General features: G+C 41.5%; 25 protein-coding genes. 24 read left to right on the forward strand and 1 reads right to left on the reverse strand.

Translation table 11 applies throughout. The features are described from left to right. The coding region (locus tag VK541_RS04995) for a hypothetical protein (protein ID WP_324367530.1) at window positions 1-222 on the reverse strand (222 nt) is incomplete at its 3' end. Between the two features lie 123 nt (window positions 223-345). Between VK541_RS04995 and VK541_RS05000 the strand changes: the two genes are divergently transcribed. The 24 genes from VK541_RS05000 to VK541_RS05115 all read left to right on the forward strand — a co-directional run. Continuing rightward, window positions 346-594: a helix-turn-helix transcriptional regulator gene (locus VK541_RS05000; RefSeq protein WP_324367533.1), complete on the forward strand. Its 249-nt coding sequence runs from the start codon at window positions 346-348 to the stop codon at window positions 592-594. After that, window positions 582-827, forward strand: a complete 246-nt coding sequence (locus VK541_RS05005) for a hypothetical protein (RefSeq protein ID WP_324367535.1) — start codon at window positions 582-584, stop codon at window positions 825-827. The genes VK541_RS05000 and VK541_RS05005 overlap by 13 nt, the downstream gene beginning before the upstream one ends. Before the next feature lie 141 nt (window positions 828-968). Beyond that, window positions 969-1,286, forward strand: a complete 318-nt coding sequence (locus tag VK541_RS05010) for a hypothetical protein (protein WP_324367537.1) — start codon at window positions 969-971, stop codon at window positions 1,284-1,286. Between the two features lie 17 nt (window positions 1,287-1,303). Continuing rightward, complete coding sequence (locus VK541_RS05015) at window positions 1,304-1,765, forward strand: hypothetical protein (protein ID WP_324367539.1); 462 nt, start codon at window positions 1,304-1,306, stop codon at window positions 1,763-1,765. A 3-nt stretch (window positions 1,766-1,768) separates the two neighbouring features. Beyond that, window positions 1,769-1,993: a hypothetical protein gene (locus VK541_RS05020; protein WP_324367541.1), complete on the forward strand. Its 225-nt coding sequence runs from the start codon at window positions 1,769-1,771 to the stop codon at window positions 1,991-1,993. Window positions 1,994-2,092: 99 nt separating this feature from the next. After that, window positions 2,093-2,272 carry a hypothetical protein gene (locus tag VK541_RS05025; RefSeq protein ID WP_324367543.1) on the forward strand — a complete coding sequence of 60 codons (180 nt, stop codon included), beginning with the start codon at window positions 2,093-2,095 and terminating at the stop codon, window positions 2,270-2,272. Window positions 2,273-2,297: 25 nt separating this feature from the next. Then, entirely contained in the window at window positions 2,298-2,672 is a 375-nt protein-coding gene (locus tag VK541_RS05030) for a hypothetical protein (protein WP_324367545.1), read from the forward strand. Window positions 2,673-2,683: 11 nt separating this feature from the next. Then, on the forward strand, window positions 2,684-2,920 hold the full coding sequence (locus tag VK541_RS05035) for a hypothetical protein (protein ID WP_324367547.1): 237 nt from the start codon (window positions 2,684-2,686) through the stop codon (window positions 2,918-2,920). Beyond that, window positions 2,904-3,488, forward strand: a complete 585-nt coding sequence (locus tag VK541_RS05040; protein ID WP_324367549.1) for a hypothetical protein — start codon at window positions 2,904-2,906, stop codon at window positions 3,486-3,488. The genes VK541_RS05035 and VK541_RS05040 overlap by 17 nt, the downstream gene beginning before the upstream one ends. A gap of 48 nt (window positions 3,489-3,536) precedes the next feature. Further along, window positions 3,537-3,704 carry a hypothetical protein gene (locus VK541_RS05045; protein WP_324367551.1) on the forward strand — a complete coding sequence of 56 codons (168 nt, stop codon included), beginning with the start codon at window positions 3,537-3,539 and terminating at the stop codon, window positions 3,702-3,704. Window positions 3,705-3,715: 11 nt separating this feature from the next. Then, window positions 3,716-4,045 carry a hypothetical protein gene (locus VK541_RS05050; RefSeq protein ID WP_324367553.1) on the forward strand — a complete coding sequence of 110 codons (330 nt, stop codon included), beginning with the start codon at window positions 3,716-3,718 and terminating at the stop codon, window positions 4,043-4,045. 33 nt (window positions 4,046-4,078) lie between these two features. Next, window positions 4,079-4,687: a hypothetical protein gene (locus VK541_RS05055; protein WP_324367554.1), complete on the forward strand. Its 609-nt coding sequence runs from the start codon at window positions 4,079-4,081 to the stop codon at window positions 4,685-4,687. A 22-nt stretch (window positions 4,688-4,709) separates the two neighbouring features. Beyond that, window positions 4,710-5,168, forward strand: a complete 459-nt coding sequence (locus VK541_RS05060; RefSeq protein ID WP_324367556.1) for a hypothetical protein — start codon at window positions 4,710-4,712, stop codon at window positions 5,166-5,168. A gap of 10 nt (window positions 5,169-5,178) precedes the next feature. Continuing rightward, window positions 5,179-5,895, forward strand: a complete 717-nt coding sequence (locus VK541_RS05065; RefSeq protein WP_324367558.1) for a ParB N-terminal domain-containing protein — start codon at window positions 5,179-5,181, stop codon at window positions 5,893-5,895. 1 nt (window position 5,896) lies between these two features. Beyond that, on the forward strand, window positions 5,897-7,675 hold the full coding sequence (locus tag VK541_RS05070; RefSeq protein WP_324367560.1) for a ParB/RepB/Spo0J family partition protein: 1,779 nt from the start codon (window positions 5,897-5,899) through the stop codon (window positions 7,673-7,675). Between the two features lie 9 nt (window positions 7,676-7,684). Continuing rightward, window positions 7,685-7,981: a hypothetical protein gene (locus tag VK541_RS05075; protein ID WP_324367562.1), complete on the forward strand. Its 297-nt coding sequence runs from the start codon at window positions 7,685-7,687 to the stop codon at window positions 7,979-7,981. Further along, the gene (locus tag VK541_RS05080) at window positions 7,959-8,813 is read left to right on the forward strand and encodes a Lin1244/Lin1753 domain-containing protein (protein ID WP_324367564.1); all 855 of its coding nucleotides are present in this window, start codon (window positions 7,959-7,961) and stop codon (window positions 8,811-8,813) included. The genes VK541_RS05075 and VK541_RS05080 overlap by 23 nt, the downstream gene beginning before the upstream one ends. Continuing rightward, entirely contained in the window at window positions 8,810-9,607 is a 798-nt protein-coding gene (locus VK541_RS05085; RefSeq protein ID WP_324367566.1) for a hypothetical protein, read from the forward strand. The genes VK541_RS05080 and VK541_RS05085 overlap by 4 nt, the downstream gene beginning before the upstream one ends. A gap of 94 nt (window positions 9,608-9,701) precedes the next feature. Continuing rightward, window positions 9,702-9,959 carry a hypothetical protein gene (locus tag VK541_RS05090; protein WP_324367568.1) on the forward strand — a complete coding sequence of 86 codons (258 nt, stop codon included), beginning with the start codon at window positions 9,702-9,704 and terminating at the stop codon, window positions 9,957-9,959. Window positions 9,960-9,961: 2 nt separating this feature from the next. Beyond that, window positions 9,962-10,504: an SPFH domain-containing protein gene (locus VK541_RS05095; protein WP_324367570.1), complete on the forward strand. Its 543-nt coding sequence runs from the start codon at window positions 9,962-9,964 to the stop codon at window positions 10,502-10,504. Between the two features lie 13 nt (window positions 10,505-10,517). Further along, window positions 10,518-10,769, forward strand: a complete 252-nt coding sequence (locus VK541_RS05100) for a hypothetical protein (protein ID WP_324367572.1) — start codon at window positions 10,518-10,520, stop codon at window positions 10,767-10,769. A gap of 141 nt (window positions 10,770-10,910) precedes the next feature. After that, window positions 10,911-11,051: a hypothetical protein gene (locus VK541_RS05105; protein WP_324367574.1), complete on the forward strand. Its 141-nt coding sequence runs from the start codon at window positions 10,911-10,913 to the stop codon at window positions 11,049-11,051. A gap of 19 nt (window positions 11,052-11,070) precedes the next feature. Next, window positions 11,071-11,466: a hypothetical protein gene (locus tag VK541_RS05110; RefSeq protein WP_324367576.1), complete on the forward strand. Its 396-nt coding sequence runs from the start codon at window positions 11,071-11,073 to the stop codon at window positions 11,464-11,466. A 486-nt stretch (window positions 11,467-11,952) separates the two neighbouring features. Beyond that, a partial coding sequence (locus VK541_RS05115; RefSeq protein ID WP_324367578.1) for a reverse transcriptase domain-containing protein occupies window positions 11,953-12,696 on the forward strand: 744 nt, incomplete at its 3' end.

The raw sequence follows: 12,696 nt of genomic DNA on the forward strand, positions 1-12,696 counted from the left end.
TTGTTCAATCGAGTTTGTTGGGTCGGGATGATCCTGTTTTTTTTCAAGTTTACTTTTATCTATTTTTTTATTTTTGAAATACTCAGTTAGTATATTAAAGTCATCAATTTTCGGCTTTCCTCCGCCCTGAGTCCACTTATGCATACGAGCATAAGGTATGCCAGTCTCCCTCGATACTAATTTTATATTGCTGTCTGACAATAACTTAAGTAATTCTTCCATAAAAAAATAAACTTTTATCTATTTTAATTTGGATAATTAGATAAAAGTCAATTATATTTGTGCTACACAATTAAACAAAGTTAAACATAAGCAATTAACCAGCATATCCCAAATAACTACTATATGTTAAGCAACCAACCTATACCAGCATTATTCCCATCTCCTAGTGGTGCCGGTGTGATTACTAAAACAGAAATGGAGGTATTGAAGCGGATCTACTTGCCCGACAAGAACATTGCTGCTGACATGTATATCAGTTCTCATACAGTCAGCAGCCACCGGCAGAACCTCAGTGAAAAGACCGGTTATAAGACAAAGATTGAATTAGCGGTATACGCAACAAAAAAAGGATATATAGAATGGGTGAATTAATTGAAATACCAAAACGAGTTACCTGGACATCGCTAATCAGCGACCTGAAAGTAAGTGATGAACCACTAAAAACTGCTTACAGCAACCAAAGGTCCATATCACCACTGATCAGCCACAGTATCAAGGTGAAATTCCCAGACAGGATCTACACCACGTATAAAGAAGTGGAAACCGTAACGGAAGATGGATTTGAGAAGGAAGTGGAATACCTCAGAATAAAAAGAACCAAATAAACCAGGAAATGCAGCCGCATAAATTACCAACTGTCGATTCGCTTTACATAGACCTTGTCCGTAAAAACTTAGAGTTAACAGTCAGACTAGTTGAATGTGAAGTCGAACTGGAATATGTTAGAAACCTTTTAAAAAAATGCGATGACACCGATCAAGATTCTCAAAAAGCAACTTAAAAAAGTGAAACCTCAAAGTAAAAAAGCAGAAATGCTGCGGTCAATGATCAAATCTGAAGAGGTTAGGGACTTCAATGTGATCTCCCGGATAGACAATCTTGAAAAACTGTCAGAGATAAGCAGAGCTCTGCAGCACCTGATGATATCGAACCCAGGGTCAATGAATATCATGGCCAAACATATTATAGGCTTAAACCAAATTGCTCATGAGGAAATGCTGATGATCGCTGCGGAGAACCCTGAGGACCAAACGGTCTTACGTGATTTAAAATCAATTATCTAATTATAAACGAATATCAAATGTCAGAAGTAACAATTAACCAGGATGCCTTGCTGAAGCTTTACAAGGGCTCAGATAAGAAGTACCAGAAGCAGCTGGAGTCTGCATACGGTAAAGAAGTTTTTCAAACTACCGGTCGGCCGGCAACCTTCCAGGAAGCGCTGGATTTTAAAGGTGAAACTTTAGAGGCTTTTAATAAACGCTGCGAGCATGATACAGACCCGCAGAGAGCAGATAAGGAAGCCGAAGTGGTGGCCTTCGCCTATAATAAAGGTAAAGTTGCTGAGATTGACGGAAAGACCTGGTTTTATTTCCCGTGGATGAAGTTTGATCCTTCTTCGGGCTTTCGGTTCTCGTACGGCGACTGGGCGAATGCGTATTCGAGGACGGATGTCGGTTCCCGCCTTTTGTTTTTGAAATCAGAGGATGCAGAACATGCCGGTAAGCATTTCACAGAGATCTACGCAAGAAGATTAGGATAACAGATGCTGCGCGTAGCCTACATAGCTGAAACTGAACCTGTAGTCAAGCAGAAAAGCCTGACCATGAAGGAAAGGATAAGGGAGGAGGCTATTGTGACGCTGGCAAACCGGAGAATGCTTGACAAGCTGAAAGCGAAGGAAATGTTTGTTGAAGAACGCGCACAGCTTAGGGAGTTAGAATTAAAACTTGAATCAATACTAAAATCTAAAACCAAATATCATGTATAACGACTGGAAAAAACTAAGCCCAATTGCTAAGCTGATCTGCGTGGCGGGCATCTCATTGCTGATTTTTGCGATTACTCTGGCATTTTTAACATCTCCGTTATGAAAATCTATTCAAACCCAGAGCGCAATGAGATCGAGCTGCAGAAATTAATGCAGCAGGCTCACCGGGAACAGATACAGCGCGAAGCTATCCAGATCCGGAATGGAATTTTAAAAGCTGCGGTACTTGTGGCGGTTTTCATCGGACTGTTTTATGTCTGGTCAATTTTAGGAAATTAGTTTCTCAACAAGAACCACAGGAAACATGAAATCACCGATAAATTTAGAAGTTGTGCATAAGGTTATAGATGTATTCAGGGCGCAATATAAGAACCGTGATCTGGCCGCCAAGACCGAAAAAATCCTTTTCAATCTTGCTGCTACGGGACATAGAGTATCAGAGCAAAACTTCCGGGCGATCGTTGGTCACATTAGAAATCATGATATGATGTCTCCCTGGTTCATAGTTAGTAATGTGAACACCGGTTACTGGATAACGAAAGACGAAAAGGAGCTTAGCGCTTATCTGGATCAGGAACTAAATAGAATGAGTAATCAATTTGACAATGTGAGCAATCTGCATAAGCGATTGAGGCACGGAAAAACAAAAGGCACTGGGAACCAGGCCTCATTATTTTAATAATACAAACCATGAATACAGCTCAAATGACAGACCTCGAAAAATTAGCGGTTCAACAGGCCTACGCCTGGAAAGACCTAAAAAAGCAACAGAAGGAGTTAAAGACGACTTCTGCGAACAACAAAAATTACAGATTGATCTCAATCAAGATTGATCAATTAAAGGACCTGATAGATGTTTACAATGACCAGATCCTTTCTATTGTGGGAGAATCAATAAGCAAAACCCCAAATGAAACGAATATTTAAAAACATCGGCACCAGGTCTGTCCTTTATGGGGCACATTGCTTTTTGATCCATCCGTGGTTTGTTGCGATGGCCTGGTGCAAGCTGTACGGATTTCCATATGATCCCCGGTTATGGATCGCATTCATTGTCCATGATCTGGGATACATTGGAAAACCAAATATGGACGGCACTGAGGGTGAGCTTCACCCCTATCGTGGCGCTTTTATCATGGGAGCCTTGTTTGGCAAGAAATGGTTTGATTTTACTTTATTCCATTCCAGATTCCTTGCTAAAAAACATGGCGGGCAATATTCAAAACTATGCGTGGCCGATAAAATGGCTTTCCAATTAACGCCACGCTGGTTATACCTGCCAATGGTTAACTGGACCGGTGAAGTTCACGAATATATGGGGCACTCGGCGACTGAACGGTACCAGGACTTTGATAGATCCGCATGTAGCCAGGCAGAGTGGCACCAAGGAGTGGTTGACTACATGCGCAAGTGGATAGAAGAGCATAAAGACATTAAACCGGATACCTGGACAAAAACTGATCGTGTAGCAGATTCTACCGGGGCATATCTGTAAAATCAATAAACAATGGGAACTATAAAACTTGTACGAACCACAGAGTTCATGGGTACACTTCAAAATGTCACTTTAACGGGTGAGATCCTGGAAGACAACGATCGTTTTGTTAAAATAAAATTAACAGAAGATACGATATCAGACCTAGGGAAATCCGACTGGCGCGATGGGGATGAGGTATGCATCGGTCAGGAATTAGTAGAATCATTTATATAAACCAAATCTATATGAAACTTCAATTACAAACACATTCTGGTTATCCTATGTATTTCACCAGGCGCACACAACAAATCGAGCAGAATAAAGTCCAGGCAATTTTTAAAGCGGATACTGCACCGGTTGCAGCAAATGAAATAACTGGCACTGCTATCATGACGATAGCAGTCGAGACACCTTTAGTTGTTGGCCAGGAGTTCAACTTCGCAAGGGAAGATCATGTACTCCTGGAGATCCTGGAAGAGCGCCCAGCGAAAGGAAAGCATATAGTTGAGGGGGGGGGGTACATTATATACCAGAAAATCAAATCGGAGTTTACGGTCCTCTCTCCTATTGTGTAAATAATGGCCAGAATGAAGATTAAACCATCTATTATGAAAAAATACTGCATCCAGGTTGGTCATTTAGAAGTGGCTTACTTAGGAAACACAGTTTATGAATTTCTGGATGGTAAGCAGAAAAGCGGTGTATACCTCCCTAAAATGAGCTGGTGTGAGGAAGTGATCGCAAAACTGACTAAACAACTTTCAGAATTAGAAGCAGCTATCAAGGTAGCAGTTGCAACAACTGGAAAGGACTGGCATCCGGAAGGTTATAGAGTGAAACAACTCAAGGATGACATTTTCCACTGGAAGGATGTACTGTACCCTAGGGTACTTAAAGTTTACAAAAAGAGAGCTACAGATTCTGAGGTAGAGTACAACCCAGACAATGTCACCGACAAGAGTTGCGGATCGAACCGGATATACCTGGTAAAAGGCAAGGGATATACTATTGCGTCCCTGAATGCGAAATCAGGCGACAGAATAATATGCATCGATTCGGGTATTAAATTCATTTTTCTTTCTCAACAACGTTGGACAGATGACTTTATGAAGGCCCCACAATTCAATTGCCTTATAGAAGAAATTATGGCTCCTGTTGTACTTACCGACTCGGAACATTACCAGAAGCTTGCTAGGCCACATAACTTTTTTAATTAGTAACTATTAAAACCAAAATACAATGACAAAGAAAATCAATACAGCGAAAGCTGCGGTACCAGCTGGAGAAAACATTCTGCTGGAAGCTGTTAAAAACAACAACCTGAGCATTGCGAAAACAGTTGACTTTTCAGTACTCTTTGCTGCGGCCCTGCAGGTAACGGGTGAAATCCTAGAGGCCTTCACTAAACGTACAGAGCATGATGATCAGCACGACAAGACCTCAAAGGAATTACAGGTGATCATCAAAGCGGTAAACCCTGCAGACTGGAAAACGGACTATAAGAATGGTTCCCAGGTGAAGTACTACCCACTGCACTGGTTTGACTCCCGTTCGGGCTTTCGGTTCTCGTACTACGACTGGTCGGGTACGTATTCGGATACGATTGTCGGTTCCCGCTTTGCTTTAGCTTCATCAAAGCTGGCAGATTTCATGGGCACCGTGTTCATTGATAAATATGAAATCCTTTACACTTCTTAATTAACGGATCATGTCTGAGGTACTACAAACAACTGATTACACCATGTTCGAGCAGGTAACAAGCAACCGGGAGGTTGATAAAGCTCATGTTAAGAAGCTAGTGGCTTCAATCACAAAAAACAACCTGCTAAAGCTGAACCCAATCATTATTAATGAACAGATGCAGGTTATTGACGGCCAGCACCGTCTGGAAGCGGCTGAGCAGCTGAAGTTGCCTATTTTTTACATGGTAGACTCACAAGTGAGTAAAAGGGACCTCAGCGATCTGAATTCGGTCAAGAAAAACTGGAGCACAATGGATTACATCAATTTCTGGACGATCGAGAAAGCACCAGGATTTGATGTGCTGAGCAAATATCTGTCGGAGCACCCAAGAATACCGCCATCCACAGCGCTCATGCTTTTGTCGATTGATGGTAAGCGAGACATGAACGGCCTGAAAAACGGAATCGTCGAAGTTCTTAACATTACTGAAGCAAACGAGATAGCTGCGATCCTGAAATTCTACAGGAATATCATTGACTTTGCTTATGACAGGAATTTCGTACTGGCGATCCATAAGGTGATGACCACCGGCAAGTATGATCATGCGATCATGCAAAAGAAAATAGAGTCACAAAGCCGGTCCCTGGTGAAGTGTGTGACAGTTATCCAGTACGTGGAGCTCCTGGAGGAAATATACAACAGAGGATCCCACAATAAAGTATCATTCAAATACAACAATTAATATGGCAAAGAAAAAACAAGAAGCCGCTGCGGTAGTCGTGCCGGTGATGGAATATATTGAAATAGGATTAATCCGGACGAGTCCATTGAATCCAAGAAAGTCGTTTGATGAAAGTGAGCTGCAGGAGCTGGCAGAGTCAATTAAGAAGCTTGGGGTTATTCAATCTATAACTGTGAGAAATCACCCTGATGGAGGGTATGAGTTGATTTGCGGAGAGAGAAGGTACCGGGCGTCGTTACTGGCCGGATTGGCCGAGATACCGGCATCAATAAGAGATTTAAGCGACTCAGAAGCAATGGAGTTGATGGTAACCGAAAATCTACAGCGTAAAGATGTACATCCACTGGAGGAGGCCGAAGCGTTTCAGTACATGCTGGATAAAATGGGTTATGATATAGCCAGTACAGCTGCAAGAGTTGCAAAACCAGAAAGTTATGTTTCCAGAAGGCTACAATTAACTAAACTGATCCCAGAACTTAAAGACTCATTCAAGTCCGATAAAATTACCATTGGTCACGCTGATCTTCTTTGTCGCATTGACGTATCAGACCAGCAGTACTGGAATACTAATAATCTAAATGGCTTTAATGGAGCTGGAACGGTAAAAGAGCTTAAGAATCATCTTAACTATAGGGTTGAGAAAAAACTTGCAACTGCTCAGTTTGATACAACAATACCGTTTGCCGAAACCATCGCTTGTTCCCTATGTCCAGCAAACTCTGCTTACAACAGTTCATTATTTCCAGATAAAGCTGAAAATGCAATATGCCACAATTCAGCATGTTTTAACAGGAAAACTGAAACAAAGTTTACAAATGATCTGGAAGAGGCTTTAACCAATCCGAACATACTACTTGTTGAAACCTACGGTAGTGATGAATCCGGTATTGCCAGCAACCTGAAAAAGCAGGGACATCACTTATACAAAGATTACAGGGACTGTAGGATAACCAAAGTAAGCAGACCAAAAGAGCAGGTTAAATCTGAATACGATCTTGATGATTACGATGACCAGGAAGAACTTGATCTTGACTTTATCTCTGATACTGATTCTTATAATGAGGACCTAAAAGAGTTCCTGGAACAGGAAGAAGAAATACTGTCCGGGTCTTCTGATAAAAAGAAAGCATTTATAGTTTGTGGTAACGAAAAAGGAAAATATACCTATATCACCCTAACAGGTAGTACATCAGTAAATAAAACTTCAGCTGATGATCCTGATGCTGCGGCAAAAGAACAGATATCCAACATCAAAGCGAGACAGCGCCGGGGATATGAACTAGACCAGGAGAAACTCCACAAGAGACTTGTTGATCACATCAAGGAATTGCCAATTAAAACCACCTTCAATCCAGATAATATAATGCTGGATACTGTGGAATCTGCCTTACTGATCACCTTTGCATACCAACACTGCGGATATCAAAATCAGACTCAAATAAATAAGCTACTTGGGTTTGACGGTAATAAAAATTTCTACCATGGAGGTGACGAGCTGATAGAGGCTATAAAAAAAGCAGACCTGCCAGTAAGGTCGTTCATTGTGAGATCGGCGCTCTACAGTCATTTCTGCGGCAATCCAGTGAGAAGTGTTGGTAGCTCTGTAATATTTGAACTGGCTAGGAATTGGGATATGGAGAACTATCAGAAAATGTTCGATGAACAGGAAGCCATCAAGAACAAACGGGACAAGCGCGCTGAAGAAAGAATTACTGCCCTAGAGCCAAAGAAAGAAAAACCAGTTTGGAGAGATCTGCATAAAATTACCAACGACGATTAACGGCCTCAGGTGGAACAATTTGAATGGTCCGAGAGCGGAGAAGCACTGCGGGAGAAGATCCAGGAGATAATTACCAAGCACGGTGGAATTGAAGCATATGCCTTTATAATTGAGGAAGAGCTGAGTTTAACCCGGTACGAGAGAGAGAAAAGAAGGATTGTGGCTGGTTTTATTCTAATGAGCAAATACAAGATTTCACATAAAGACGGCGCGGAACTCCTGAATCTAACCGGTGGTGATTTTGAAAACAGATTGAAAGAATTTAAAGAATCACAACTAAAGAATGGCCAGACCGGAGAAAGATAACGCAGAGTATTTCAGCCACGACAAGAACATGCGTAACGACCCTAAAATAAAGGCGCTGAGGAGACGATTTCCTAAAGACGGGTATGCTGTGTGGAATATGCTGTTAGAGGTCCTTACAGAGTCCAGCTTCTTTATGGCCACGATATCTCCTATTCATCTGGAGCTGATGGCTGGTGACTTTGATGTAGAGACGAAGATACTGGAGGAGATTATAGAATACTGCACTAAAATAGAGCTACTGGTCCGGGAAGATGATAAGATATACAGCTGCGGTTTAAAGAAAAGACTTCAACCAGTTTTAGACCACAGAAACCGCAACAAAGAGAAGTTTCTGCGGCAGAAACAAAAAAGTGACGTAGTTTCTGCCGCAGAAACTACACAAAGTAAAGTAAAGGAAAGTAAAGTAAAAGAAAGTAATAAAGTAGTAGAAGAAGAAGTAGGGCCTGCGCCTGAAAATTTGGAAGAAAAAGACCAGGAAGAAGAAATTCCGGAAATCATACCGGATGTGTACATCGATGAAGAGGAAAAGAGCGCTGCGGTTGAATTTTTGAAACGACACACGTTATTCTCGACAATCCAGATGCAGCAAAAATTAAAGCCTCCTGAAATACTGAAGCTTTTCGACACATTCTACATCCAAAAAATAGGATTTGGTGAGATCAAAGGCAAAACAGGTGATGATGTAGTGAAGAATTTTTACTACTGGATACCAAAATACAAAAATGCAACCAGGCCTGACGCCCCGGTGATGAGGTTATCTCCACAAGAGAAAGCATCAAGATTTGAAGAATTAAAAAAGACCTACGGGAGTTCTAAAAACCCATACACATGACAGAGATAGAGATTTACAAGCAAAATGCACTTGCTGAGATACCTGCAACGGAACTGGAAGTATTTCAGGCCCTCTCCAGCAGAATGATTAAAGATGTACCAGCAGCTGTACTGTTTGATGTTTTCAGGGCTGCGGTTGTTAAGTGCTACGCGCTAACTAGGTTTGAATGTCCACGCGGAGAAGAATTTACCTTGATTGTGGATCAGACCATGCAAACAGCGAAAAAGAAATATGGAACGCTGCGGGAAGCCGAGGTTATAATTGCTTTCACCCGGGGAACACTGAAGGAGTATGGTGAGTACATGGGTTTGTCAATAGTGTCGTTCATAGGTTTCATAAAGGGGTATGTTAACGAAGTATCCAGGATAAAGTTACTGGCAGAACGCAATAAAAGCCCAGAGCAGATAAATGCTCCCACGTTGGCAGAGCAGAAAGAAAACTTTATTACCAGACTGGAGGAATTATTTGAGATGCACAAGATCGGTAAGCAGATCCTCCCTACCGAAGCTAAATTCTACTTTGAAAAATTATACAGTGCCGGCGTGATCAGGTTAACTCAAGAAGCCAGACTAAAACTTAAAGAGGAAGCTTTCGAGCGTTTAGTACCATTGAAAAACCCATACAATGCCAAAGATGGCCAGGAGCACAAGAAGCTTCAGGAAACATATCTGGTATTTCTGGAGATGGGAACAGATGGTGATGAGGTCCGAAAAGAAGCAATGTACCTGGGACTGATGCAGTGGTTTAAAAACCTGTATGACTTCGAAAGGACCATTAGAGACGAAATAGTATGATGGATAGTTTACTCTCAGCAATGATTGCTACGCCTATAGTAGGTCTTGCAATGGATTACATCAGTTACTTAAAGAAACTAAAAACCAAAAAATAATGAAAAAAGGAATTTTAATTACTGAAAAACAGTTTGTCAACATGCAAAAAATGCATTTTATTCTAAAACGAATTGCCAAAGATTACCAAACACCTGATCAGCTCCGAAAAAGCAGTGAAAAAGAATACGGCTTAGATTACGAAGAAGCACTGGAGTATGCCTATGAAAATATTCAGGGAGATGCCAGGGATGCAATCAAAGGAGTCTCCATTCCGGAAATGAAAATTGAATCGTTCAATCCAGTTAAACCGAAATAAGAATGGGATCAATAAAGGAATTTCTGGAATACATTTTAAACGCTATTAAGATATGGATTATCATTCAGCCCTGGGAGAAAGGATTGCGGGTAAGAATGGGTAAAAGCATAACTAAGCTAAATGGAGGAATTTATTTTAGAATTCCATATCTGGACAGTGTATTTATTCAATCCGTTAGGCTGCGGGTAGTAAGTATGCCGATGCAGACGCTTACTTCTAAAGATCTGCAGACAGTTACACTCAATAGCGCAATGGGTTATTCAATTTGCAACATCGAAAAAATGTATAGCAAATTGTTCCATCCCGAACTGACCCTATCAAACATGGCAATGAGTGAAATATCTGATTTTGTTTACAAAAATGACATGACAGATTTAGATCCTCACTTGATTGAGCAAGCGGTGATAAAAAAGCTATCAGCGGATGACTACGGTATAAACGTAGAATACTTTAGGCTAACAAATTTTGCCGTAGTGCGTACATTCCGTTTGATTCAGGATCACAGCTGGGTAGGTGAAGGAATAAGTTTAGATGTAAAGAAATAATAAACCTAAGAACATGATACACGAAATAACAATTTACGGCTGTGATTGCGATGGCCACAACTGCGAGGAGTTCTGGCAAGATTCAGAAACAGGATCCATTGGGCACGTGGATATTGATGTCCAGAAAGAGGAAGTGACAAATGACGACTGGCACATTGCTGACGATGGTAAAACGTATTGCCCGGACTGCCATCACATGGGTGATGATGACAAGATAACGGTTAACGACGGTAGCACAGACTGGATAAAGCCGGACTTACGGTAAACCGTAATGTAGAGCCAGCTGATAGAAATACCTTTATGGCTAAAAATAGAAATCATGAAAGTAACAAACATTGCAACATCAGCGGGAATACCATCAAAGTTAATCCTGACCATAACAACTCATAGGCAAAAACTATTATTGATGTCAATTTTTTACAACACTCAGTCACTGATGGATCATGCGAATAGCGAAGTATCGTCGCATATCCTGATAGGTGACGAAGATCCATTTACAATAGAAGAGGTCAAGGACATGGCCGATTCGATATACATTAAACTTTAAACCAATAACACTTAAAATTATGAATTACGAACTAATTACAACAGACGAGAAGATCTTTGAAGCGTTAGGTATGACGCCTGATCAGCGTCCGGACTTCTCAAAATGCCGGGAGAAAGATGCAAAGGCATTGGATGCGCTTTACATGATGGAACTGGCGATCGAGGCGATCAACCGGCCGGGCTTCGTTGCAGACATTTCAGATGATGCCGATCAGGACAGGTATGCGTTATGGCCAGACTGTGAGATGGATGAATCTGAACCTTCGGGCTTTCGGTTCTCGTACGGCGACTGGGCGACTACGTATTCGCTTACGGATGTCGGTTCCCGCCGATTGTTTGAAAGCAGGGAAAAGGCTCGGCACTTCTGGAAATACCATAGCCATCACTTTATTGCTTACACAACCGGTAACAAATAGGCTATGAACGAAAACAAAAAAATAATGACGGCCCAGGAGTTGTTAGAGTCCCGGCAGTCAGTAACTGTAAACGAAGTCATAGCAATGTTTCAAGGCGAACAAAATTACAAAGTGACAGAATGTGCCTTTATAGCAGTTCATATATCTGACTAGGTGAAAATAGAACTGTTGAATTTAGGGTTTCGTTACAGAAAATCGAGTGATGTCATAGGGCTCACATCCCACATAATAAGTATTATTTAACATCATTTCCAGTTAAATTATTAGGGTTGTGTGTTGCGTTGGTTTCAGGCTTTCAGTTCTCGTACAACGACTGGACGAATACGAATTCGAATACGAATGTCAGTTCCCACCTATGCTAAAGATGTTAAAGCAGCACAGACCTTGCCCCTTGGCAAAAAATCAAGCGAATAAAAAACGGGCTTTGGTATCCTGAATTCCAGTAGAGAAGACGACCGGTTAAAGCAAAGGCATAGAATTAATTAAATGAAAAGACACAATAACATATTTCAAAGCGTATGCAGCAAAGAAAACATAAGAGCCGCCGAGCGGATAGCTCGTAAGGATAAGTCGCGCCGGCACGGCGTTAAATTATTCCTGAAGGATCCGGATGGTCACATTAATAGGATCCACCAGCAGCTGGTGAATAAAAGTTACAAAACCTCAGCCTATACACATAAAACCATTTACGAACCAAAGCAAAGACTGATCAGCAGACTTCCGTATGTTCCGGACAGAGTTGTGCATCATTCCGTCATGATCCAAATGGAGCCTCTGTTTGTTTCTTGGTTTACAGCCGACACGTTTAGCTGCATTAAAGGCCGGGGAATACATGGCGCATTCCGGGCCCTGAAGAAACAGTTGGAAGATGTACCTGGCACCCAGTACCGGTTGAAACTGGATATTAAGAAATTCTATCCTAATGTCAAGCATGATATTTTAAAGCAGTTGCTGCGGCGTAAGCTGAAAGATCAGCATTTACTCTGGCTCCTGGATGAAGTTATAGACAGCGCACCGGGCCTGCCGATCGGTAACTACCTCAGCCAGTACTTTGCAAACTTATATCTGACCGGATTGGATCACTTCATTAAGCAGGATCTTGGTGCAAAGCATTATTGCCGGTATGCAGATGATTTGGTAATCTGTGCTGCCACTAAAGAAGAACTCCATACCATGCTGCGGGCTATCACCACTTACTTATGGGATAACCTGCAGCTGGAGGTAAAAGGA

This window comes from Pedobacter sp., assembly GCF_035317785.1.
Lineage (GTDB): Bacteria > Bacteroidota > Bacteroidia > Sphingobacteriales > Sphingobacteriaceae > Pedobacter.

What these genes read in the sequence shown, in the direction of transcription:
- VK541_RS05000 (WP_324367533.1), top strand. Translation starts at nt 346, where the DNA reads ATGTTAAGCAACCAACCTATACCAGCATTATTCCCATCTCCTAGTGGT.
- VK541_RS05005 (WP_324367535.1), top strand. Translation starts at nt 582, where the DNA reads ATGGGTGAATTAATTGAAATACCAAAACGAGTTACCTGGACATCGCTA.
- VK541_RS05010 (WP_324367537.1), top strand. Translation starts at nt 969, where the DNA reads ATGACACCGATCAAGATTCTCAAAAAGCAACTTAAAAAAGTGAAACCT.
- VK541_RS05015 (WP_324367539.1), top strand. Translation starts at nt 1,304, where the DNA reads ATGTCAGAAGTAACAATTAACCAGGATGCCTTGCTGAAGCTTTACAAG.
- VK541_RS05020 (WP_324367541.1), top strand. Translation starts at nt 1,769, where the DNA reads ATGCTGCGCGTAGCCTACATAGCTGAAACTGAACCTGTAGTCAAGCAG.
- VK541_RS05025 (WP_324367543.1), top strand. Translation starts at nt 2,093, where the DNA reads ATGAAAATCTATTCAAACCCAGAGCGCAATGAGATCGAGCTGCAGAAA.
- VK541_RS05030 (WP_324367545.1), top strand. Translation starts at nt 2,298, where the DNA reads ATGAAATCACCGATAAATTTAGAAGTTGTGCATAAGGTTATAGATGTA.
- VK541_RS05035 (WP_324367547.1), top strand. Translation starts at nt 2,684, where the DNA reads ATGAATACAGCTCAAATGACAGACCTCGAAAAATTAGCGGTTCAACAG.
- VK541_RS05040 (WP_324367549.1), top strand. Translation starts at nt 2,904, where the DNA reads ATGAAACGAATATTTAAAAACATCGGCACCAGGTCTGTCCTTTATGGG.
- VK541_RS05045 (WP_324367551.1), top strand. Translation starts at nt 3,537, where the DNA reads ATGGGTACACTTCAAAATGTCACTTTAACGGGTGAGATCCTGGAAGAC.
- VK541_RS05050 (WP_324367553.1), top strand. Translation starts at nt 3,716, where the DNA reads ATGAAACTTCAATTACAAACACATTCTGGTTATCCTATGTATTTCACC.
- VK541_RS05055 (WP_324367554.1), top strand. Translation starts at nt 4,079, where the DNA reads ATGAAAAAATACTGCATCCAGGTTGGTCATTTAGAAGTGGCTTACTTA.
- VK541_RS05060 (WP_324367556.1), top strand. Translation starts at nt 4,710, where the DNA reads ATGACAAAGAAAATCAATACAGCGAAAGCTGCGGTACCAGCTGGAGAA.
- VK541_RS05065 (WP_324367558.1), top strand. Translation starts at nt 5,179, where the DNA reads ATGTCTGAGGTACTACAAACAACTGATTACACCATGTTCGAGCAGGTA.
- VK541_RS05070 (WP_324367560.1), top strand. Translation starts at nt 5,897, where the DNA reads ATGGCAAAGAAAAAACAAGAAGCCGCTGCGGTAGTCGTGCCGGTGATG.
- VK541_RS05080 (WP_324367564.1), top strand. Translation starts at nt 7,959, where the DNA reads ATGGCCAGACCGGAGAAAGATAACGCAGAGTATTTCAGCCACGACAAG.
- VK541_RS05085 (WP_324367566.1), top strand. Translation starts at nt 8,810, where the DNA reads ATGACAGAGATAGAGATTTACAAGCAAAATGCACTTGCTGAGATACCT.
- VK541_RS05090 (WP_324367568.1), top strand. Translation starts at nt 9,702, where the DNA reads ATGAAAAAAGGAATTTTAATTACTGAAAAACAGTTTGTCAACATGCAA.
- VK541_RS05095 (WP_324367570.1), top strand. Translation starts at nt 9,962, where the DNA reads ATGGGATCAATAAAGGAATTTCTGGAATACATTTTAAACGCTATTAAG.
- VK541_RS05100 (WP_324367572.1), top strand. Translation starts at nt 10,518, where the DNA reads ATGATACACGAAATAACAATTTACGGCTGTGATTGCGATGGCCACAAC.
- VK541_RS05105 (WP_324367574.1), top strand. Translation starts at nt 10,911, where the DNA reads ATGTCAATTTTTTACAACACTCAGTCACTGATGGATCATGCGAATAGC.
- VK541_RS05110 (WP_324367576.1), top strand. Translation starts at nt 11,071, where the DNA reads ATGAATTACGAACTAATTACAACAGACGAGAAGATCTTTGAAGCGTTA.